The following is a 23,770-nucleotide window of genomic DNA, read 5'->3' on the forward strand; positions in this document are numbered from 1 at the left end:
CTATTATGATACAGACATCAGAGGATCGGGAAAAGCTTTTGGATACTCTTGAGCAAGTCGCGCAATCCGGCATCGTTTCTCCAGATTCGGCCCACCTCATTGACGTCGGGAACGGCCCTTATTTGAATTACGCGGAACGGGAGCTGTTTCGCGGCTTGGCGATGCAGGGCGGCGCTACGGTCAAATTGTTCGAGGGCACCTATGGAGCGGGGAAATCGCATCTGCTTCAGCTGCTTAGGCACCGGGCACTCTCCTGCGGCATGGCCGTCGCTTACTTCGACCTGTCGCAGGATATGCGGCTAGAGGACTGGAAGCAGATTACGCAGTTTTTCCTGGAGCAGCTGGAGTGGAGGAACGGGGGCCGAACGGTTCGTTCTTTGCCACACATCCTTGAGGCTCTGGAGGCAGACCAGTCGGAGCGAGCGTTGAGCCTGCGTAAAGCGAAGCTCCCTCACCCCGGGATGCAGCATGCCATGTGGTGGGGTGTTCACCGCGGTCAGCATGGAGACAACTCCCGTAGGCTTCTCCATGAGTATTTGAACGGCGGACGTGTAGCCGCTGCCGACTTCAAGCGATATGGCTTGACCGGGATCAAGGGCTACCTTTCCCAGCGCAATGCCGAGCAATACATGAAAACCGTTCTTGCAGGGCTCCGTCTGTTGGGTGTGCCCGGTGTGCTGCTCTTGTTCGACGAGAACGAGCGGACGCTTCAGCCGAAGGGCAAAATGCCTACGCGTAAACTCAACATTGCAGCGAATCTGATGCGCCGGTTCATCGATGGATGCACAACTGGCGCGCTGCCGGGAACAGTTGCCGTGTTCGCGGTGCTGCCTGGCTTTATCTCCATGTGTACGGAGGAGTATCCGGCCTTGGGGCAGCGCCTGATTCCGCCTCATCTCGATCTCGGGAAGGCCTGGCGTCTCACCGCCTCAAGCGTAGAGAAAGTGAATGCCAATGCGACGCCGGAAGCGTTCCTCGAGGAGGCGGCGGATCATTTTACCGAGCTGGTACGTATTCTTGGCGGCCGTTCGGAGGGTCTTGCCGCGGAACTGCGGGCTAAGGGCATGGAGGTGCTTCAGAAGCAAGCGGACGAAGGGCATAAACGTATGCTAATGAAAACGCTGGCGTATAACAGCTTATTACGACTGGAGCAGGAGGAATATCGATGACTCAAGAACGCGCCAACCATGTGCTCTCGATGATTGAAACGATGGCCCAGAACGGCACGGCCCCGGAGGAGGGCTGCAGTCTGTTTGGCGTCGGCTTTGATGCGGCTTTTGAGAAGCTGAGAAATAAATACATCCGCGACCAGTTTAAACGGGGACGTTCTTCGGAGAAATTCATCGTCGGTCCCTTTGGCTCGGGCAAGTCGCATTTTCTGCATCAGTTGATTGAGGTGGCCCGATCGGAGAGTTGCGTTACAGCTAAGGTCACGTTGAATAAAAATGTGGATTTTACCCGTTACATGCTCGTGTTCCGGGAAATTGCCCATGAGCTGCGCACTCCGCGCTCCCAGCGGCATGGTATCCGCGCCCTTATTCAGGAGGCGGTTGCGTACAAACGAAATCAGGTGCCGGATAACCCGGCTGCTGCCGAGATGCTGCTGAACGGGTGGATCTCCGCTCTGTCGGATGTGGATTACAAGTGGCCCTTCTATGGGCAGCTGCTTCGGCAGGCATGTGCGGCTTGCGCGGAGAACCAGGAGGAACGGCTGGAATCGCTGTGCCGCTGGCTGGGAGGAGAGATGGACAACGCCGAGCACGTCAAGCTGCTTAAGGCGCCGAAGATCACCAGCGCGGAAAGCAACCTGTACGCGATCCGTGCGCTGCACACGCTGGCCCAGTTCGTCCGTCAGGTGGGCTGGAGCGGAACAGTCGTCGGTTTCGACGAGGCCGAGCAGGGCTTCCAGGTGGACACACGCAAGAAGCAGCGCATCCTCTCCATGCTGATGGCGGACATTAACGGGCTTAACGCTTTGCAAAACGGCTCGCTGCTCATGGCTTATGCGCTTACACCGGATATCGTTGCCGATTTCGATACGTTCCCTGCCCTGCAGCAGCGCGTGCTGCATCCCGGAGCCGATTTCTTTGAGGGCAACGTACTGGCGCCTCTGATCGATCTGCAGCGGAGACAAAACCGTGACCAGGAGCTGGTCGAGATTGCGGGCCGGCTGGTGAGTCTTATGTACAGCCATTGGGCGGATAGCATGGCGGTTCCGGAAGCAGAGGCGCTTGGGCGGGCTCAGGCTGCCGCATCACGTCTGGCGGCAGAGGACCTCAGTTCGAGCGTACGCCGGACGCTGGTGAAGGAAGTGTGTACCATGTTGATGAACATCTACGACGACGGCTGGGCCTTCGTTGCGACAGGCCAGGAAACGGAGGTATAGGCTATGTGGACACCTGCGCACGGAGAACGGGTCGCCGTTACCGGTCTCGGCTTAGGCACCGTTGTCAAGGCTACGCCACGAGGAGCCATCGTCGAGCTGGATGCGCCATATTCGACAAGAGCAGAATTTAATACGGCGAATATTTCATTGGTTGAAGGAGCTGCAGGTTCATCTGGGATGCAGGCCGCCAGGACTGGGGCTGCTGCGAGCCACAGTTCACCGCAGGGGAACGGGCCTGCTGTAGCAGCCGGTTCTGCTGGTGCTGGAGCAGCACAGTCACACTCCCCGCCGCTCAGCAAGGCTGCTCCAGCGGCGTCCGGGCATTTGGCACGCATCGGCCAGCTGATCGGTGCGAGGCCGAAGCCGCCCGGTTCAGGAGGGGTGCAAGTACCTTCGCTAGAGCCTGGGCCAGGTGCATCTGCGACTTCTGGGGGGACTCCACCTGCGGCGGCCCCATCGCCTATGCCAGCACCGCCTTTGTCCGACCCGGGCTTCGAGGCTCGCTGCTCGCTGGAGGCGCTGCGGTTCGGACTCGTGCCGCATCGTCACATCGAGCAGTTTACCCTGGGTTATGAGCAGCTAAGCAAGTGGATTAACTCATCCTTCCCTGTTTTGGAGCCACGCGTGCACAAGGTCATTGGTGCATATGGCACAGGCAAAAGCCATACGATGTCCGCCATCCGGACCCTTGCGAAGCGGGAAGGCTACATGGTTGCTCACGTCGAGGTAAACGGCGAAGGTATGACCTTGTCCGACCCGGCTAAGCTAATCCATGCGATCTACAGCACGCTTCACAGCCAGGAGGAGGAGACAGAGTATCCACTGGTAGGCTTGTTGGAGAAGGTGATCCAAAATAGCACATCCTCGTATTTGCCTTTATCCGGGCTGCGGGCGGTTGATGCTCATTTGGGCGTCGTCTCGATGCTGCAGCATGCCGGTACGCTGGATATTTGGACCGAGCAGCTGGAGGCCGTCTTCAGCGGGAGCGACGAAGTATCGGCGACCGATCTGGACCGGGAGTTGCGTAAGCAAACACGAGCGAGTGTGCAGGTTTTCCCTGCGGTCCCGCGCTCTCTTCTCGACCGCCCGAACGGCTTAGTCGAATCGCTGCTAGGAACGGCTTGGCTAGCTAAGGCTGCAGGGTATAAGGGGCTTATCATTACGATCGACGAATTCGAGACGGAGAACAAGCATCTGACCAAGGCACAGAAGCAGAAGCTGATGCTGACCTTGAGGGCGATAGAATGTTATGTCAGTGGACAACGCAATTTGCCAAAGGTGCCGCTAGCACTCTATTTTGGTACCGTGGGAGACTCGATGGACGAGGGAGACGTCTACCTGAACGATCTGGTCGAAGCAAGTGGAGGCTCCGCATTGGAACTGCGTTTTTTCCAAAAGGAGGAGCGGCTCGAACTCGCCAATCGAATTTACCGCTTTTATCAAGAGGCGTATCAGCTTCAGCGCCCTTACGATCCGAATGTAGCCGACCGCGTGCATACGCTGCTGGACGGACGCGGGTATGTAGAGAGCGAGCTGCTGAGGCAGTTTATCAAATGGTATATGGCGTTCCTGGACGTACTGTACGGACCGCCGAAGGAGATGGCTTAGTTTGACAACATCACAGGAGCTCGAGAAGGACCGTCAACTGAGCAGGCGTCTTCCTACGGTATGGCCGGTGTTCTTCCAGCGCTTCGGACGGCTGACTCCGGTCCAGCGGGAAGCGATCGGGCCGATTCTGGACGGTCGGAACATTCTCATCTGTGCAGCAACTGCCAGCGGCAAGACCGAGGCAGCTTATGCTCCGCTAGTAGAGCGGCTGAAGGGGATGTCCGGTCCGTGGACGATCTTGTATCTGTCACCTACCCGGGCGCTCGTCAACGACATCCATGCAAGGCTCGGTCCGGCCGCAGAGCGGCTCGGGCTTCGTCTCGTGCGCCGTACGGGGGAATACAAATGGGAGTCGGAGGCGGTTCCGCATATTCTTGTTACGACGCCAGAGTCACTTGACAGTATGCTGTGCCGTGGTTTGGCCGAGGATGGAAGCGCTCACGTTCTGGCTCACGTCCGCGCCGTCGTACTCGACGAAATTCATCTGCTGCACGGATCTCCGCGCGGCGAGCAGACAAGATGGCTAATCGAGCGGCTGAAACGGCTGGTGGCTCATGCTTATGATTCAGGCTGGACTCGGAGCAAACAATTGCAGATCGTCGGCCTCAGCGCAACGGTCGCCGAGCCTCAGGCCGTCATTGACACCTTTCTTCCCGGCGGCGGACTCGTGTTCGTACCCGGAAAGCGGGAGATTATTGAAGTGGTGCCGCCTGGCATGCGGTTTGCTCCTGTGGAGCGAGCCCTCCCGGCGTATCTCGGTGCAAAGGGACGAAGCTCTGAGAAATGGGTCGTCTTCTGCAATAACCGCAAGCGCGTGGACGAGCTCACCGAACTACTGTGCAAGGAGCTGCGGGTTTTTGGGTATTCTGTCGGTGCGCACCACGGCAGCTTGGGGAAGACACTGCGCGAGATGACCGAGCGGGACGTGCGCCGACTCGACCGCTACGTGCTGGTTGCCACCTCGACCATCGAGATAGGGGTCGACATCGGCGACGTCGACGGCGTCGCCCTGGACGCTCCGCCGCCGGATATGGCAGCTTTCCTGCAGCGCATCGGCCGCGGCAATCGCCGCTCGCAGCATACGCAGGTCATGCTGTGCGCCCGCTCTGAGCAGGACGCGGTGTTGCAGGAGGCGATGCTCGAAGCGGCTCGCGTAGGCTGGTTTGCTAATCAACCAGTAGGCCCGATCAGCTCCGTACTGCGGCAGCAGGTACTGTCTTACATATTTCAGGGTAAGGGGGGAGTGCGCAGTCGGGAGTTTATTTGCCGTCTGTTCGAGAAGGAAGTGGATGGCGCCATTATGCAGGAACTGCTAACGATGATGGCTAACGGCGGTGATATTCATGATACACCGAGGGGGGTTCGCTTAACGACCAAGGCAAGAGATCGGGCCTTGCGGGGCGAGCTTCACTCTGTCATCGAGACGCTGCCAGGCCAAACCGCCGTGGATTCGGTCACTGGGCGGAGGCTGGCTAACCAAGTAAAACACTTGAAAGGCAAAGGACTTAGCATCGGCGGTAACCACTTTCAAGTGGTCGAACGCTCTGCTTACTCTCTCAAGGTCAAGTCCTCAGCCCGGCTGCCCGATGGCGAAAGTCAATGGTCATACGTGAGCGGTCCGGCAAACCGGAGGACCGAGCATCCGATGGTGCTTCGCCACAAGCTGCAGCTGGCGGAGGGGGAGTGGCCTGTCGTGCAGGATAAGGACGGGTATTACTGCGCCTTCCACCTCGGCGGCGTGCGTATGAGCCTCGCCTTGCGGCTGTTGTCCGTCTACGTCGCACCCGAGGAACGACCGTCGAAGATCACGCCGTACTACGTCAGCTTCCGCGAGGAGCTGAAGCCACGCTGGCTAGTTCATCCTGCAGCAGACCTCTTACACGTCGCTGTGAGCATCAGGTTGGATACTGCTGAGAGCCAGTTAGGTCTGCCACTGGCAAACCGGATGCTGCCAGATAAGCTTCGCCTGCGAGATGTGCAAGGCTGGCTGCGGCCGGAGGGGCTTGTGCAAGAGTTGCGGGAGTCGGTTTGGACGCGTGCGGAGGAGGAAACAGTAGAGGTGTTGGGGTTGTTTATTGGAAATTAGGGCTAGTCTAAAATTAACAACTGCTGTTAGGCCTATAGTAGTAATTGTCGACATTAAAGGCATGAAACAGAAATCAATGCTTGGCGGAGAGAGTATCATCATTTCTATCGATCTTTGAAGAAAAGATTCATCTCATTTTACGCGGGTCTATAAGAATGTTGAAATTAATCATTACTAGAATTATAATGTAATCAGTCCTTCTATCGCTTCTGTTCCCAACGGAAGCCTAATGAGCTGCCATCCTCTGGCCCAAATCATGTCCTCGCGGGACAGCTGATTGATACCTATCCACGAGCCGTGAGCTTAACGGTATCCAATTCCCTTTATGGAGATTAATTACACCACAGGACTAGTCTGTCTTTGTGTACTATAATTGTTCAAATAAATGAACCCGAATGAAAGCATGTTTTCTTTGCTTTCTTCGGGTTCTTTTTGTTGTTATTCAATTAGAGTTGAGCACGCGTCGTTCAACAGCTTGGCAGCGTCAACTGGAGGAACATATCGCAAAGTTGTCGACAGCTGCTTATGGCGTAGTTGGCGCTTAATGGCGATGATGTCAATTCCACTTTTTTGCATCAAGTATGCCGTTGTATGCCGGAAACTATGGGCTGTGACTTTCTTTAGTATTCCGGCTTCCCGACAAAACGCCTTAATGATCCGGTTTAACGCTTCCTTGGTTAAGGGACGATTATTCTCGAAGAAAACCTCTGGATGGCCGGATTTCAGCCATTCTTGTATAGAAGGATGATTCAAATAACGTTCCAACTCTTCAACGAGGGAATCGGGCATGTAAACGACTTCGGATATGGTTTTCTGTCCTTTATTCACTATAATAACCCTGCGCTCAAAATCAATCTGTTCAAGCGTTAACTGTATGATCTCCCTGTTTCGAAGAGCGGTCGTAGTCATTAGCAAAAATAGGGTGAAGTACTTCCGGACAAATGGGTCGGCTTTAATAGCCACTTGAAATAATTTCTGACACTCTTCGAGCGAAAGAGAACGATCAATAATTCGTCTTTCGTAATAAGGGTTTGGGAAATTTTTCATGGGGTTTTGCTTAACCATACCAAGGCCATGGAGTAATGTGAAAAAGTGCTTCAGATAAACTATGTTATTGAAAATGGTATTCTTTGAGGCCTGATATCTTTGCTTCAAGAACTCAATATAACCATCGATGCAATTAGCATCAATAGGACGATAGGTCTCGGATTCCGTGTCGTAGTAAAATTTATCGAAATCCAGTTCTCCATCGTAATCCTGACTAAGGTAGTGCTCAAATTTGAGGAATTGACGGCTATAAGTGTATTTTGCCGATTCTTTAAGATGGGTATGTTTCTTCCAATTGGCATAGTATGGAGAGTCCAATAATAAGTGGCTCATTTTTTCTCCAGCCTTTCCTTAATTTGCTTCATGACTTCTTGAGCAAATGGGTGCTTGTTAATGGCGTCTCGAAGCTGATCATCGAATAGCCGCAAGTATTTCATTGTGCTGTCGATCGATTCGTGTCCTAAAAGCTTCGAGAGGGTGTATATATCGATCCCTGCTTCAAGGCCTTGAACGGCAAAAGAATGACGAAAAGAGTGAGGACCTAAACGATCTTTGTCTTCCTCCTTTATCGACTGAGACTCGCGAATAATACGTTTTATAAATTGCTGAATGGCTCTAGATGTGATGGGTTTATCCCCGGCAGTGCTTGAAAAGATATAGAGCCTTTGATAATCGGAATCTGGCATCACCTCGCGAGCGCGACTGTATTTTTTCTCTATAAAATCTGTGAGCATCATTAAGGCGAGCTCGTTGATTTTTCGGACTTTCTTGGTATTCTCAGCCCCTTTGGGTGTTACCTTGATTGTTTGAGTATCAGGAGTGATATCACCGATTCTTAGATGGCAGAGCTCGTTTATGCGAATTCCACTCCCAAGGAAAGTCCAGATAATTGCAGTGTAAAGGCTATCGTGGTTACGAGATTGAGCGATCTGCAAGATTTCCGCGATCTGCACTTTAGTAAAGGCTTTTGGTGCGTCATCGTTTGACCATCGAACGCGTAGTATAGTCTTCAAGTCCCCGAGATCCTGATGGCCATAAAATATTTTGTATGTGGTCTTTATGAAGGTGCGAAGAAAGGAAGACTTCTTGGCTTTTGTATTAGGATCCTCATTAAGCTTAATATAGTCGGACAAGAATTCGCCGTTTGATACCTTTTCAAACTGCGGATCGTTTCCAAACTTTTCCTTCACATGTTGCTGGAAAAGTTTCATCTCTGACCGATACGTTGTTTGCGTGGTCCGGCTAAGACCAGAAAACTTGCTGCTTTGATAGAAAGCATCAACGGCTTCGAGAAATGAAACGTTCCGCACTGCCGGGGGCATATTAGGTTTTGTCTGTGTCTGGACAGGAAAGGTTTCCATAACTTGTCGCATTTTCTCTGGACCATAATGACTTAACAACTGGTTTAATTGTTCCTTGAGTTCAGAGTACTTAGTATCTCGGATTACTTTTGGCATGTGAACAACTCCTATCAGTAGTTGATTTTATTCACGGCATCTGTTAATTGATGTGGACTTCGATGAACATATCGTGCAGTATTTTCTGGCCGGTCATGTCTTGCTAGATACATCAGTAACTGTGGCGGGCAATCCGAACGTTCCGACAGCCTGCTTATGAAAGCATGCCGGAGTAAATGGGGACCTCCCGGATAATTCCAACCAGCGACAAAGGAATAGAGCCTGTAGCGTGCCCGTAATTCGCGAATAATTGCTTGGATATTGTCGCCGAACACATAGTCATTACGAGAACGGCTTGCCATCAGAGATTGAAAATACTTTTGTAATGGTTCAGGTAACGGGAGCAAGACCGATTTCTCGTTTTTGCCGAAGACAGAGATGGTTTTATTCTCTATATTGAGGTCCTCATAACGAATACTTGCTACCTCATGTATCCGCAACCCAAGTAAGAGCATCAACCCAAATGCTGCGAGCTCCAGTATTGGCTGGTCTGAATGACGTAGGATCGTTTGGTAAAAGTTTTGAAGTTCAGCATCGGTCGGTAAATCGCGATAAAGGTACTTCTCATACGGGATTCCGGAGACATCCAAAGTAATGTCTTTAGAGAGCCAGCCTAACTTGAAAAGGTTAGACAATAAGTATCGGATATCGTAGAAACGGTCACTAACCGTGTGTTTGCTATAGACACCTTTCGATGCCAGCCGTAATAAGTACTGCCTGAATTCGATGAGTAGCTCTTCCGTAACCATCGATAAAGGAAGGTCGTTGATCGAGTTACTCTGGAATTGGATGTAATCGGTATGGAGCCAATTCATAAACATGGTGTAACTGAACTTGTACTTGGCAACAGATTTAACTTTCACCCCTGATCGGATTAAATAGATGATGTGCGCATTTATCGCAGGGTGATGGATAACTTGAGTTGCTTCTTCTGGAGACTGACTCTCACAAGGTTTCTTTAGATCGAATTCATACGAGAATAATTTTCTAGATATCGCAAGAATCATGTCTCGTTGAATAAAGTCCGGGTATGATTGTTCCGTGAAATTAATAAGGTCATCTTTATTGGTCAATTCCTTGTCTTGAATGGATCGAGCATCAAGCCCAGTGCGGGTTTTGAAAAAATTAATGAGCTCTAGTGCGTATTGAATCAAAGAAAAATAGCTGGTTGATTTGAGTGACTTTTTCTTTTCCAGGAAATCGAGTACTACAGGTGTAAAAATTCGACCTTGGATTTGGGTTTTAAAAAGCCATTCATTCAAGCCATGCGAGCCTAGAGAACTTATTGACGTATCCTCTTCAGGCCAACGAAATGCATACATGGTATTCAAGAACAACAGCACCTTCTCCCAACTTAAGCTCTTGATATCATGATTGCCAGTTGGGGAGGTTTCTAAACATTCTAGCGAAGTAGAGTTCTCATAAGAAGCAATCTCTGCAATAGTTTTCGCATTTTGCTTCCAATGATCCGAATACATGAATCCCAAAATATCGATATCTTTAATATTCTGATCGTTATCCATCTACATCTCTCCCTCAGATTCTGTTTCTTTGACCGTTCAGACAGCAGCTTTTGCTTAAGAAAGGAGGTGGGGCCCGATGGTCCACATCATTGATGTAAAGGTATCATTTGCTTTCGTTTTCTGTCCTGGTTGCTCCACAAATGGAGCAAAAGCTCGTTGGGTTTTCGGGTTATGCGAGGATTTCGGTCGAAAGAAACAAGAATCTGCTCCATTTGTGGAGAGTTGATGATGAGTGCTTTGATACGGGATTAAGCTGATGGAGTGTAAAGCTTAGGTTGAAGGAAGACATTCTTCAACTAGCCTTAAAATTCATCCATGGTGAAATAGACGAAATCACTTATATCAGCAGGCATGATCGAGACTGGTATGAGGTGAAAGAACTGGCAGCTACTGACCCAATAACTTTTGGTATTCTGCTGCGGAAGCTCTCCTTGCCTAATCGTCGAAGAGCATTGATTCAGGCTTTTGCTTTAAGGACAGTGGAGCTAAGAACACTCTTGCTGGGGGATTTTTCGGATTCTTCTTCAACGATTTCTGACCTATATCATCCAGTGAAATATAGAAGAAGATTTACCAATGAGCTGCTAGCCCAATTTGGCATCATCCACCGCGTACCTTTTGATTGGGTTTATAAGGATGGGTCTGTTGTAGAGCGATGGAACTTCAAAAATTATGATTTTAGCGGGATAGCTTTAACTTGTATGGAAGCCATAATTCCGCTATTGAGAATGGCTGAAGACCGTAATAGAGATGTAAATGGATATGTCGTCCAGACAAGCACGGATCAAGAATGTTATATCCGATTGGAATCACGAGCGGATGTGGTCGTTGTTGATCTTTATCAAGCTGATTTATTGAGTTTGGACCAACTCATGTCCGCTCTAAAATCGACGTCCTTCACATGGTCTGGATTCATTACCCAATCCGTTATACCTGGGTACCGATACTGGACATTCATTGGGGCGGATCATGAATCAGCTATTGCTCGGATCATGGAAACAGAGTTCAAGTATATCCAAAACACCATGCGCTTGTGATAGGACAAACCGCAGATGGAATAAGGTGTATTGAGGTGAAAAGTATGGAGCGAATGCCGACAATCAAAATCGTATATGTGCCTCATACTTTATGTAGCGATACTGCACAAAACTCAAACACCTTATCTGCTGCCGAAGCCAAAAATGCCGTTATAGACTACATCCTAAAGCGTTTGATCTTGAAACCGACTGAATAAGCCGGTTTTTTTGTTTCTTCGTTTGTCCATACTGGAATGTAATTGTGGTAAGAAAGGAGAATGGTGAACCTCCATGTATACGGCTATATATCCACGGGTTTCTACAGGAATGCAAGCATCAGAGGGCACAAGCCTTGATGCACAAATTGAGATTTGTATGCGGAAAGCGAAAGATTTGGGGATCCCCGAATCCATGATCAAGGTTTATCGCGAGGAAGGATTCACGGGTGAAGATATTGATCGGCCCGCCATGAATGAATTCAGGCAGGATGCTGCACAAGGTCTGATCCGTCGTTTGATTGTTACGCATCCTGACCGGTTGACCAGGGACTTGACGGATAAATTAATCCTTTGCCGTGAGCTGGAGCGGAGCAATATCGAGCTGGTGTTCGTGGACACGGAATACCGGAATACGCCGGAAGGGCAGCTTTTTTTCAACCTGATGAGTTCCATAGCACAATACGAGTTGTCTTTAATCAAGAAGCGGACGGTACGCGGAAGACTCAAAGCGGTGGAAAAAGATAAGAAGATCATGCCCATGCGTGTGGCTCCCTATGGATATGATCTTCATGAAAATACCTTGATTATCAATGCGCAGGAAGCCGAATTTGTCCAGAAGATATACCACTGGTATGTTCATGAGAACTATACGCTTCGTGAAATCGGGGATCGACTCTATGCGTTGGGGGCGGTACCCAAACGAGGGGAAAGCAGGAACTGGAGCGCCAGTTCCATTAGAAGGGTTCTTACTTCTGAGGTGTACATCGGCAAGTTCTATTACAATCGTAGAGAAACCCGGAAGATTCGCGGGGAGAAAACCAAGAACGGCACACCGAAAAAAACATATGCCTTTCGCGAGGAAAAGGACTGGATTGAGGTTACCGTGCCAAGTATCATTGACCCGCAACTGTTTGAATTAGCCCAGGTGCAGAAAGAGAAAAACATGAAACGGTCAGGAAATGTAAAGTATGAGTATTTGTTAAAATCCATGATCCGGTGTGGACATTGCGGCAGAATGTGGCAAGCAACTACTTATACAGGCCGGGTAAATAAAGAAACGGGAGAAAAGATCCGTTACACCTGCTACAGATGTCCAAACCTCTTCCCAAAGAAGTATGGTGAAGGAGTTGAGAAGTGCCCAACTCAAACGTTGCGCGCCGATATGTTGGATCATTACGTCTGGCAGCTCATTTTGGAGACATTGTCTAATCCCGATGATTATATGGAGCGGCTGCAAAGCAAATCGAATGAGATTAACCTGGAACTTCAATCCGCCGCGGACCACATCAAACGTCAGCTGGAGCAGAAGGAGAAGGAAAAGGAAAAAATCAAAATCATGTTCAAGCGGGAGGTCATTGATGAGCAGGAGATGCTTACCGAAATGCAAAAGATTAATGCCGGACTAAAGTCGTTGGAGCAAGAGCTTGCCGGGTACGAAAAGCAGTTGTCAGAACAAGCGGAGAAGGAAATATCGGCCAATCGGATTGCCGAGGTCTCCAAGGCTGTCCGAAACTTTATCGAGAGCGCCGGCGACGAGCTTACCCTTGAGGAGAAGCGACATATCCTGGAGACCCTGGTTGATGAAGTTATTATTCGCTACGACGGGAACGAAGTACAGATTACTGCAGTCGGAGCACTAGATGAGTTAAAACGCCAACAATTTATTCAGCATGAGGATGACATCGGTTCGTGTTCACAACCTCAAGAAGTTTGACAACACCGGCGAGGATCTGGAAGATCTCATTTCGATCGGAACGATCGGCCTCATCAAAGCGATCGAGAGCTTTTCCCCGACCAAAGGGACCAAGCTGGCGACTTTCGCGGCAAGATGTATAGAGAATGAAATCCTCATGCATTTACGTTCTCTGAAAAAGACACGAAAAGACGTTTCACTACACGATCCGATAGGAACCGATAAGGAAGGTAATGAAATTACGTTAATCGATATCCTCGGAACGGAAGCGGACGACGTCGTCGACAAGGTGCAGCTGAAGATCGAGAAAAGCAAGATTTACCGCAACCTCGATATTTTGGACGAACGCGAAAAAGAAGTGGTGGTCGGACGTTTCGGATTGGAACACGGAGGTGAAGAGCGGACCCAGCGGGAAATCGCGAAGGAACTGGGAATCTCCCGGAGTTATGTTTCACGCATAGAGAAACGAGCGCTGATGAAGCTGTACCACGAGTTTTACAAAGCGAAGCGGTAAAAGGAACCTTTCTGATACAGGATTACCCCCTCTTGATGAGGGTTTTTTTACTTTCTGCTTGTAATACATGTAGTACATATTGTACTATATAAGAAAAGAGGTTGGGAGGCGTTCCAGATTGACTACTTTAGGAGAAATACTAAAAAATCTGCGCGGTAAAGAAAGCTTGAGAGAGGCTGCGCAGCGTGCCGGTGTCAGTCACAGTTATTTGCGCTATGTCGAGAAAGGGATAGATCCCAGAACCGGCGCCGCATTGAAGCCTTCTCCGGAAACGTTAAAACGTCTGGCCAAAGCGTATAATTATCCCTATCAGCAGCTGATGAATATGGCGGGGTACTCGGGTACGGAAACCGGTGAGGCGGTAACGAACTACCTCTACCTTTTTGATCAAGAAACGCTGGAGCGTTTGGATGAACTGAGCGAAGGAGATAAGCTGTTTATCGTCTCGCAGTTCGAAAGCTCCGTAAAATACTTTTACAACCGCGATCTTGCTTCAAAAGAAACGGCTTCCGGTGACACTTCGGTAGAGCGTTCCTAAATCATCTGTCTACATAAGATCATCACCGAGCCCGCGCTCCATACCATACCTTGAAAGACCTCGCCTGAGGTCTTTTTTTCTTTAGCAATTTCGACAAAATAACCCCATATTCAATGATTTGAAAATGTGCTTGAATGAACGAGGAAGTAAATTTAAGGAAAAGAGCGGATCGGAATATGGAGCCTTTTGTCAGAGAGTTGAATCAAAACGGAAAAGAGGTTTATGAGGGCGATCATTCACGAGCGGGAATATCGGGATTTGGCGGTTGGTTAATTGTGTTTTCGATCGGGTTGATCCTTACGTTTATCTACGCCGTCTATAGCCTGGTCGATTATGTATGGCCCATGTATGAGTCGGGGGAAGCTGTCGCTTATTTCAGCGACTATCCGGCTTTGGGTGCGGCCGTTTTAGTGGAGACGGTTTCGCATCTGTTCTATGCGGTATGTCCATTGGTTCTCGGCTACCTGTGCTTCAAACAAAAACGGCTTTTTAAAACGGTGTCCATCGCTTACCTGCTGCTAAGCTTATTGCTTTCTGCGGTTGCTTATTACGCTTACTTGTCCGTTTCCGAATTGGCACCCGATTTTGTAGACGGGGCCCTTCGAGATTTGATAAAGACCGGGATCACCTGTCTGATTTGGACTTTGTATTTTGTGAAATCGGAGCGGGTGAGAAATACGTATATCGCTTGAGGTTTAACGAGTTTACCCAGGATTTGTTCTACTTAACTACGACCCTTGACAGTTGGTGTCAGGGGTTTTGCTTCGTTCTTGAACCTCGTAATTTTTTGTATAAGATAAGTAATCTTACATCCCACGAATATAAAAATTCAGCTCCTTTACAGGAGGAAAATGGAACATCTAGTAGAAAAAGATAAATGATCGTATTCCCTGCTTTGTTAATCGAAGCGGGATTCAAGACGGGAGGCATGAGCAGTGCCAGGCTCACTTAAGCTTTTATCGTGGAACATTCAAAAATTCGGGGAGGACAAGATGAACGACGTGTCGTTTATCGAGTACGTCGCCCGGGTCATTCAATTGACCGAATCGGATGTCGTCGGAATCATGGAGCTGGTCGGCTGGCTCGGCAACGAAATCAAGGACACGCTCGTCACCTGCCTCAACAACCTGGAGAAGAAAAAGAACAACGGCAAAGGCAGCGGCATCACCTGGACCGGAGAAGCGAGTGAAATGACGCCGGCGCGCCCCAATGAGCAGTATGTGTTTCTATGGAAAAGCGGCTTGTTCAGCAGGCAGGCAAGCCTTCTGTGGAACGTTGTCGGCGAGACCATGTTCGATACGTATTTCAAAACCTATAAAGTGAGCGCAAGCGATCAAGAATTGTTTTGGAAAAGCCTGTTCAAGAACGGATGGCTCGATGCGGCCTTTATGATTCCTTACAAAAAGTTCGAGCTGATGCTAAAAAATTACAAACTGCTGGATTTGACGAAGAAAGCCCCCACGATTGCCTTGACCGACGCCCAGAAAAAGGACATCGTCGATCTGCTCCTGGCCGAATCGCCGGAAGCGTTCCCGCTTCGCGGTTCCCGCCCGCCTTTCGTGCTGCGCGCCCTGACAAGCGGAACGAATGTCGACCTCACCCTCGTCCTTTACCACGCACCCGGACCCGGAGACAGCCTGCCGATTATCGCCAGCAACCAATTGAATCCGACTGTCGAGAATGCGGCTGTCGGCGTCATTATGGGCGATTTTAACGTAAGCGCGGTGGACGCGGCTAAACAATGGGCGCTCAATTATTTTGACATGAGCCTCGGCAGACTCCAATATGTGCGCGACGCCCAGAGCGCCTATATCTACGCGCATCCTTTTCAGCGTATTACCGGCCCCGATTTCCCCAAACCCGCCAGCAATCCGGCCTTGTCCACCGTACTCAATTACGGAAAAAGGCTGTGGAGCAGCAAAACGAGTCTCACTTCAACGCTTGTGAATCCCTCCAACACGGTAGCAAGTTCCGCGAATATCGAAAGTGTGCTGTCCAGCGAGTACGATAAGTTTTTCGTAAAAGCCCCCAAAGCCGATCCTTCTGCGGCCTATGTGGTCCATCTGATGGATGTCATGATCCCCAAAAGCGTACAAATCGGCGTTCAGCCCGGCGGCGCTCCCATTATGGAGACGCGGTCGACAACGACTGCTTCCTACTCCCCCGAACTGGGAAGTCTGGCTCAAACGATTTACAACAACTGGTGGGACCGCCAAAATGCGAAGAAACGCAAATCGAAAGCGGTTACCGACATGCTCAACGCCGCGCCCAAACTGGCCGGACCGCCGTCTTCCATGTTTGAAGCCCACTATGTGTACCATCATGCCATTAGCGATCATTTGCCGATCCGGATGGAGCTTCAATATGTATAAGGCTCAAGGGAAGCGAAGCTTGGGCTCCAGGATGTTTTGGAACTTGTTTAAAAAAGGAAAGGAGGAGTGCGCGTGAGCTTTCTGTCCGATCTTCAAACTATGTACGAAGCGGGAAGCGGGACCCTGACGCTGGATACGGCGAAGCTGGGCCCGACGGGCGAGACGCTCCGGCAGTTGACGGGAAGCAGGACGCTGACCGTGACCGGGGTACAGGCGGCTCCTGCGGAATCGGGGGGGATCGTTACGTTTGAAGGCGCCGGCCTTCAACTGGCCGGCAGCCCGCCGAGGATGTTTTTTCCGGCGAAGAAAACGGTTTCGGTTCGCGGCGCCGTATACGGGGCCGATTCGGAACCGGTGCTCGTGCTCTCGGTTTCGGTAACGCCGGACTGGCGCTTCGGGGATACGCTGCCCTGGCTGACGAACACGTTCTGGCAGGAGCTGGCACTGAAGCAGGGTACGGACGCCAAGACGCCGAGATGGCTGATTGCCGCCGGAAAAGCCGCTGAACCCGAGCTGGGCCTCGACATGGACGGCGCCGTTTATTTCTATGGCACGCTGGACGGAACAAAAGGGCTGCTGCTGGAAGCGGACTGGGTGGTCGGCGAAGGTCCGCCCGCGTTCGGTCCCGTCGTTTTGCGGGACGCAGGTGCACCGGGCTTGTCGCTCGTTCTGAAGGTGCCGGATGACGGCGGCGGGTTATCCGGGCTTTTTCAGGCGATGAAAGTGCCCGTCGACGCCAGGCTCGTCCATGACCCTGCGGCAGCGGGTGCGCCGTCCGGGCTGGAAATCACGGCGACGATCCAGTGGAACGGGCAGCCGGTACGGATTACCTCGCTTATTCCGCCCGCGGGGGGAGGGATTGCCGAGCTTTTCCTGGAAGGCCCGGTGGATCTTCCTTCCCCTGACGACATCGCCCATTGGTTCGGCGGCGTCAGCATCACGGAGTATCTTCCTCCGTCGTTTGAAAGCATGCTCGCGTCCGTCAAGATCGGACGTTTGGCGCTTGGTATAGGTCTTGGCTCCAGAAGCGTGGAGTACGTGAAGGCGACGCTTACCGCACTTGAGGACAAGCCGCTGACTATCGTTCCCAAGTGGGTCGAAATCGGCGATATTGAGGCGGCCGTGGCGGTCCGGCGCCCGTTCGATCACCCGAGCGCTTCCTACAAAATGTCCGGTATTCTGGACATCGGGGGCGTCGATCTGCTCGTTTCGGCGAATCTGGTGCCCTCTCCGCGGATTCCCAATCTGTCGGTCGTCGTGCGGATGGAGCCGTGGAGCGAAATCGACCTCACGATGATCGCCGCCAAATTCGGGTTGCCGACGGGCGCGTACAAAATAGCGGTGGAGGAGTTCCAGATGGGCGGCTCCACCGCCGGAACATACTTTATCCGGGCTGGCTTGGCCCAGCATCCGCTCGGAACGGGCCCGAACACGTTTGTAATGAACAATCTCGTGTTCGAACTGGATTACGACGGCCAGCCCAGCTTCAGTCTGGAGGGGACGATGACCATCGCCGGAGTGGACGCCCGTTTGTCGCTGGAGGCCGGCTCCGATGGTACTTCCGGCGGCACGTCTCCGGGGGGCTGGACCATCGTGGTACAAGCGGGGAAAGAGAGCCCGATACCGATGGGGGAATTGCTGGACGATCTCGCGGCCAAATTCGATGTGGGCATTCCTGCTCCCCTACGCGGGATGACGCTCAAAAATCTGGAGCTGAAGTACGCTTCCTCCGCTTCCGCGAACAGCTTCTTTTTTACGGTCGAGAGCGATTTTAAAGTTAATTCCGTACCCGTTGCCGTAACCTTGAGCATCCGCGTCGTTTCGAACCAGACCGGAACGGGCGATCCCGCCGAAGCGCGGTATGAGGCTTTTTTCGGCGGTCAAATCGTCATCGGAGGGCTGGAGTTCGACCTGCTGTTCGACCGGCAGGATCTGACGTCGCAGACCTTTATAGCGACGTACAGCCGGAAAAGCGGCTCCCCGCCCGCCGTTTCCATCCGCGATCTGGTTGCGTCCCTGTCGCCGGAGCTGGCGGCGGAAATCTCGCAGAGCCTGGCGATCGATCTCCGGGATGTGAAATTCGTTTTTTACAAGGATACAAAAGAGAGCAAGTTTGCCCTCGGGCTTGACCTTGACGCGCATGTAAGCTTGACCGATCTGCCTCTTATCGGCAAAGAGCTTCCCGCCGACGATACGATTGCCGTTCAGCAGCTGCAGATTTTGTACGCATCCGCCCCGTTCACGCCGGTCCAGGCGGCGCAGATCAACAAGCTGCTGCCTGGATCGGTTCATCCGCTGCCGTCGGGTGTGGAGGCGGGGCTGACCGCGGGCGCGGATCTTCGTTTCGGCGGGACGCCGCAAACGTTGTCTTTCGCGCTTATACCGGGGGGAGGGCAGAAACCGCCCGCTCTCCGGGAGCCCTTGGCCGCGGAAGCGTCCGGGCGGCAGGACCCGGCCAATCCGGATACCCTGGCATCGCCCGCGGCATACGAGGCGGTGTCCGCACCGTCCGGCGGCCCGCTTGTCCCGGCTGTCTCGACATCTTCCGCTTCCTCGGGATCCTCGGCCAAGTGGTTCCTTGTGCAGAAAACGTTCGGCCCGGTTTCGATAAACCGCCTGGGCATCGGTTACAGGGACGGGACCCTCTGGTTTATGCTGGACGGCTCTTTAGGCTTATCCGGCTTGACGATCAGTCTGGCCGGCATGGGTTTCGGTTCCCCGCTCGATCGTTTCGAACTTAAATTCCAGCTGCTCGGAATCGGCGTGGACTACACTCAGACGCCTCTGGAAATCGGCGGCAGCTTTATGGAAGTCGTGCCCCCGCCGGCGGGCGCCCGGTTTATGTATGACGGGGCCGCAACGATCCGGACCGCCGATTTTGCCCTGGAAGCGCTCGGCTCGTACGCGCAAATGCTGGACGGCCAGCCGTCGCTCTTCGTGTTCGCAAATGTGGATACGCCGCTCGGCGGTCCTCCCGCACTGTTTGTGACCGGTTTGTCCGCCGGTTTCGGCTACAACAGGGACGTGATTATGCCCGCGCCGGAGGAAGTATTTGAATTTCCGCTGCTCGCCCTGACTCGGGATTCGGGCCCTAAACTGTCGATGAACGAAGTGATGGCGCAGCTGGAAGGAACGCAGGAATACGCGCCCGGCAAGAAAAGGGCATGGATCCGTCCTCAAACCGGCGAGTACTGGCTGGCCGTGGGCGTCGATTTCTGGTCGTACGAGCTGCTGCATACCCGCGCCCTGCTTATCGCCAAATTCGGCAGGGAGCTGGAGCTGGCCCTGCTCGGGCTTTCCTCCATTCGTCTGCCCCAGGCGGGCAGCGCCATGTACGCTTACGCGGAGCTTCAGCTGGAAGCGGACTGGAAGCCGTCCGCCGGTTTCTTCGGGTTGACGGCTCTTTTAACTCCGAATTCGTTCCTGATCGATCCGAACTGTCATTTGACGGGAGGCTTCGCTTTCTATCTTTGGTACGAAGGGGAGAAGGAAGGCCAGTTTGTCGTCACCTTCGGCGGCTATCATCCGAGCTTCAAGCCTCCGTCCTTTTACCCGGCCGTGCCGCGGATCGGCTTCAATTGGGCGGTCAGCGACTATGTAAATATACACGGCGAAGCTTATTTCGCCCTGACTCCGGCTGCCGTTATGGCCGGCGGGGGGTTGGAAGTTCTTTTTCACGACGGCGATTTAAAAGCCTGGTTCACCGCCCGCGCGGATCTGCTGATCACCTTCCATCCGTTCCATTTCCAGGCGGGTATCAGCGTGAACATCGGGGCCTCGTATCGTCTGGACCTGCTTTTCGTAACCAAAACGATCAGCGTCGAGCTGGGGGCATCCGTAGAGCTGTGGGGACCGCCGACGGGCGGAAAGGCGCATGTACACTGGTGGGTCATCTCGTTCACGGTCGGATTCGGAGCCGACCGCTCGGAAGGGGACGAAACGCCGATTCAGTGGGACCAGTTCAAATCGCTGCTCCCTTCTCTGGACAACGTTTGCAAAATTACGGCCGTGACCGGTTTGACAGGCTCACTTTCTCCCGGCGGCTCGGGCACGGCTTTGAAATCAGGCAGCGAAGGTGCTGCGGGGAGGGGCGAGGAGAGCACGGCGGTGCCGCCGCTTCAGACGTATCATCCCTCTCAACCGTCTCAACCATCTGAAGCGTCTCAACCATCTGAAGCGTCTCAGCCATCTCAACTGTGTGAACCGTCCCGGTCATCCGGACCGTCTTCCCTGGCCGAACCGCCGGGGCCTTCCCCGTCTCAACCGGGGCCGGATATTTGGCTGGTTCGTGCGGGCTCCTTCAGCTTTACGACACAGACGGCGATCCCGGCCAGTCATTTCACGGCGGGCCAAGCAATGAGCCCGGTGGCAGACCCGGAATATCCGGAAGCCTACCCCGTACAAATCCGGACAATGGACAAAACGAACGTCTCGTCCGAGCATCACCTGACGGTCGAAAAAGACGGTTCGGATCACGACATTTCCGGATGGCGGCTCGTTCCGTATTATCGCAACATGCCGACGGCGCTTTGGGGAGAGCCGCTTAAGGATGCGGACGGCCGGTTTATGCGCAATCCGCAGGTGCCGGGCAGCGACACGACGCGGAATACACCCGCGGGCTTAACGGTTACCCCTCCCGCGTCGAAGCTGGGCTATTCGGCGGCAGGCCTGCAGGCGGACCTGCTCGCTTACGATGACGTGGTGCCGCAGGGGCGGCTCCCGTTCGAACGCGGAGGGGCCGTGAATACCGATTATGCGCCCGTTCCGGCAGATACGACACCGGGGGATATCGCGGGAGTTATGGGGCCGTCCGCGGCAAACCGGGCCGCCATATTTGCGGCGTTGCAGGACATGCAGGCCTACAGCGGCACGAACGGACCTTTGCCCCGTCTTGCCGAAGAAGCGGGAGATCTCTTTACCGATTCTCCCATGCAGGTGAAGCCGTGAAAGGAGCGGAGAACATGAGTGACGAACCCCAGCAGGGTCAAATCCGGTTTTATGATCATGATTTACCCGGCTTACCCGCCGGAAATTACAAGGTAACCGTGAAGCAGTCCGTGCAGGATATCGGGATGACCGCTCAGGAACAGGCCCTTCTGACGGCCGAACAGCCTTTTATCGTGCACGCCCCGCAGTTTGCGATCGATCCTTCAGAGATACACAGCTTGGTGCCGCCCGCGGGCAGCACCGGCAAATTTGCCGACGAGCTTCCGCACCTGGTGCTGAATACACGGGTTTTGCCGTGGGAGCGTGAGATGAGCGGGCCGAACATCCCCTGGCTTGCTCTGCTTCTCTTCCAGGAAGGGGAGCTTCTGTCCGGACCTGCGGACAGGACAGATGCCGAAACGCTGGCCATCCGCTCGACGGCCGGCGAATTTATGGGGCTGAAAAACAGCCCCGACGTGTATGTTCCCCCGGATTTGGTCCGGGAGGCGGACGTAACCGACGGCCAGACCTGTTTTTACATTCAAATGGATGCCGGTGTGTTCCGGTCGATCATTCCTCAACTGAATGAGCTGCCTTATTTGACGCACGTCAGGGAGTTAAATACGCAGGATAAAGCAGCCGGACATGAGGAAGACGGGTGGTACAGCGTCGTGACGGGCAACCGTTTTCCTTATGCGCAGGAGACCGATGAAGGCGGCTCCAAAAACATTGTTCATCTCGTATCGCTGGAAAAATTCGACGATCTTCTGCAGCCCGGCGCAAAGCCGCCTAAAGAGAAAATCGCCCTGTTGTCCCTGGCGAGGTGGACGTTCCGCTGCCGCCCCGACAGCAAGGAAGATTTCGCGGGCCTCATGCATCGCCTGGTAGCCGAGGAAATGTCCGGCTCCGCGTACGATCCCGGCGCTTTGCTGCTCCGGCTGCCGCAGGGGGCGGACGGAGGGGAGGAGCGGACAGCGCCGCAGGACGACGCGGCCGGCGCCGAAGCGAGGAAGCGGCTGCGCTGCGGTTATGTGCCCCTTCCGTTCCATATCCGGAGCGGGGAGGATACCTTCGCCTGGTACCGGGGGCCGCTCGCTCCGGTCCGGCCGGCTCCCTTTCTGCCTGCGGAACCGCTGCTCACGGCGGACGCGGCCTTGATTTACGACAAGGCGAACGGCTTGTTTGACGCCTCTTTGGCGGCCGCCTGGCAGATCGGGCGCAGTCTCGCATTGTCCGACACCACGTTCGGCTCGCTGCTCCTGGATTACCGCCGCCGCTGCCACCGGCTGACAGACCTGCTGTATCACCGGTTGGAGGCTTTGGGACTGACGGACACGGCCGATTTGAAGGAGCTCGCGCAATCCGGCTTGATGCGGGAAGCGCTGCTCGACGCGATGAAGGGGGATTTGCTGGAGCAAATCCCAAAGCCGCCACTTTACGGTTTGCCGCAGGACGACCCGCCGCGGAATCTTTCCGCGCGCCGGCAGTTGTCCCAGGCAGGCACCGGCGGGAGCCCCGTCGCCGCGCTGCAGCAATTTTTGGCCGGAGATGAGGTCAAAGAGGCGGTAGCGGAGCTGACGCGGGACGATCTGGAGCCGATTGCGCTGTGGCTTGCCCACAAGCTTCTGCTGTACGACGTACCGTTCTATTACCTGGTACCGGAAGAGCGAATGCTGCCGTCCGAATCCATCCGGTTTTTCTACCTGGATTCGAACTGGCTGGACGCCATGCTGGACGGGATGCTGGCGGTCGCGGTGCATTCCAGCCGCGATTCGTTTACGTACGGGATGACCAAAGGAACGATCCGGGCGGCGGCCGAAGCGGCCGCGCAAACCGTCCGCACCCGTCAAGGAGATGAGCGGAGCGCGGCGCCAGGCGGGGAAGCCCTGCCCTTGGCGGGCTTCCTGCTCCGGTCCGCTGCGGTTGCCGGATGGCCGGGGCTTGCTGTGCGCGCCTTCGACGCCGGGGGCCTTCCGCTCGGGATCGCCCGTCTGGAGCGGCTTTCGTCCAGCGTGCTGCTCGCCTTATTCCGCGGCATCCCGGACCGGATCGAGCTAAGCGAGCCCCAGGAAGGATTCCAGTTCGGCCTGAACGAGGAAGGGGAAATCAATTTGCGCAGCGTGCTTCCGGACCGTTCCGGATCTCCCTTCGGTTCGGAATTGAATATCCATTTGCCGGTTCGCGACCGTCATTTGAGACCGGGACGAATTCTGGACTTGCGGCCCGACCAGGCGGACGGGCTTGTGCAGCAGTCGGCCGATGCGATCAAGCAAGCGCTGGAATTGGAACAATTGACGCTGAACCCTTCCGATTTCGCCCTGCAGATGGTTAAATCTCCGGAGCGCATCGTGTTTCAACCGGGCATGGCAGTTAAGCCGCAGTAGAG

The 23,770-nt window shown here is 53.5% G+C and carries 15 protein-coding genes; 12 read left to right on the top strand and 3 right to left on the bottom strand.

Annotated features, from left to right (window positions below):
- The first annotated feature begins 5 nt into the window (after positions 1-5).
- From ACI48J_RS07465 to ACI48J_RS07480, 4 genes are all read left to right on the top strand, one after another.
- Positions 6-1,169 carry a BREX system ATP-binding domain-containing protein gene (locus ACI48J_RS07465; RefSeq protein ID WP_181410088.1) on the top strand — a complete coding sequence of 388 codons (1,164 nt, stop codon included), beginning with the start codon at positions 6-8 and terminating at the stop codon, positions 1,167-1,169.
- Positions 1,166-2,386, top strand: coding sequence for a BREX system ATP-binding domain-containing protein (locus ACI48J_RS07470; protein WP_379276784.1), 1,221 nt, complete (start codon positions 1,166-1,168; stop codon positions 2,384-2,386). Before ACI48J_RS07465 ends, ACI48J_RS07470 begins: the two co-directional genes overlap by 4 nt.
- 462 nt (positions 2,387-2,848) lie before the next feature.
- Positions 2,849-3,994 (top strand): BREX system ATP-binding domain-containing protein, encoded by a 1,146-nt coding sequence (locus ACI48J_RS07475; protein ID WP_405082319.1) that lies wholly within the window; start codon positions 2,849-2,851, stop codon positions 3,992-3,994.
- A 1-nt stretch (position 3,995) separates the two neighbouring features.
- Positions 3,996-6,080: a DEAD/DEAH box helicase gene (locus tag ACI48J_RS07480; protein ID WP_405082320.1), complete on the top strand. Its 2,085-nt coding sequence runs from the start codon at positions 3,996-3,998 to the stop codon at positions 6,078-6,080.
- Positions 6,081-6,518: 438 nt separating this feature from the next.
- Here ACI48J_RS07480 and ACI48J_RS07485 read toward each other — a convergent pair whose 3' ends face one another.
- The 3 genes from ACI48J_RS07485 to ACI48J_RS07495 are packed head-to-tail and all read right to left on the bottom strand — an operon-like array spanning position 6,519 to position 10,107.
- Complete coding sequence (locus ACI48J_RS07485; protein ID WP_379270127.1) at positions 6,519-7,460, bottom strand: tyrosine-type recombinase/integrase; 942 nt, start codon at positions 7,458-7,460, stop codon at positions 6,519-6,521.
- Positions 7,457-8,584 (bottom strand): site-specific integrase, encoded by a 1,128-nt coding sequence (locus ACI48J_RS07490; protein WP_174350202.1) that lies wholly within the window; start codon positions 8,582-8,584, stop codon positions 7,457-7,459. Before ACI48J_RS07490 ends, ACI48J_RS07485 begins: the two co-directional genes overlap by 4 nt.
- 14 nt (positions 8,585-8,598) lie before the next feature.
- Positions 8,599-10,107 carry a tyrosine-type recombinase/integrase gene (locus tag ACI48J_RS07495; RefSeq protein WP_405082321.1) on the bottom strand — a complete coding sequence of 503 codons (1,509 nt, stop codon included), beginning with the start codon at positions 10,105-10,107 and terminating at the stop codon, positions 8,599-8,601.
- Between the two features lie 275 nt (positions 10,108-10,382).
- Between ACI48J_RS07495 and ACI48J_RS07500 the strand changes: the two genes are divergently transcribed.
- From ACI48J_RS07500 to ACI48J_RS07535, 8 genes are all read left to right on the top strand, one after another.
- Positions 10,383-11,144 (top strand): hypothetical protein, encoded by a 762-nt coding sequence (locus ACI48J_RS07500; RefSeq protein ID WP_405082322.1) that lies wholly within the window; start codon positions 10,383-10,385, stop codon positions 11,142-11,144.
- Positions 11,145-11,414: 270 nt separating this feature from the next.
- A complete protein-coding gene (locus ACI48J_RS07505) occupies positions 11,415-13,055 on the top strand; it encodes a recombinase family protein (protein WP_405082323.1) in 1,641 nt (546 codons plus the stop codon).
- Entirely contained in the window at positions 13,012-13,548 is a 537-nt protein-coding gene (sigK, locus tag ACI48J_RS07510) for an RNA polymerase sporulation sigma factor SigK (protein ID WP_405082324.1), read from the top strand. The genes ACI48J_RS07505 and sigK overlap by 44 nt, the downstream gene beginning before the upstream one ends.
- 118 nt (positions 13,549-13,666) lie before the next feature.
- Positions 13,667-14,086 (top strand): helix-turn-helix domain-containing protein, encoded by a 420-nt coding sequence (locus ACI48J_RS07515; protein WP_405082325.1) that lies wholly within the window; start codon positions 13,667-13,669, stop codon positions 14,084-14,086.
- Positions 14,087-14,361: 275 nt separating this feature from the next.
- The gene (locus tag ACI48J_RS07520; RefSeq protein WP_405082326.1) at positions 14,362-14,778 is read left to right on the top strand and encodes a DUF2569 family protein; all 417 of its coding nucleotides are present in this window, start codon (positions 14,362-14,364) and stop codon (positions 14,776-14,778) included.
- A 243-nt stretch (positions 14,779-15,021) separates the two neighbouring features.
- A complete protein-coding gene (locus tag ACI48J_RS07525; protein WP_405082327.1) occupies positions 15,022-16,458 on the top strand; it encodes a hypothetical protein in 1,437 nt (478 codons plus the stop codon).
- 72 nt (positions 16,459-16,530) lie between these two features.
- Entirely contained in the window at positions 16,531-21,405 is a 4,875-nt protein-coding gene (locus ACI48J_RS07530) for a DUF6603 domain-containing protein (protein WP_405082328.1), read from the top strand.
- A gap of 14 nt (positions 21,406-21,419) precedes the next feature.
- Positions 21,420-23,768: a hypothetical protein gene (locus tag ACI48J_RS07535; RefSeq protein WP_405082329.1), complete on the top strand. Its 2,349-nt coding sequence runs from the start codon at positions 21,420-21,422 to the stop codon at positions 23,766-23,768.
- The last annotated feature ends 2 nt before the right edge of the window (positions 23,769-23,770 follow it).

Origin of the sequence: Paenibacillus chitinolyticus, from assembly GCF_045038035.1 — a bacterium.
Classification (GTDB): Bacteria; Bacillota; Bacilli; order Paenibacillales; family NBRC-103111; genus Paenibacillus_F; species Paenibacillus_F chitinolyticus_A.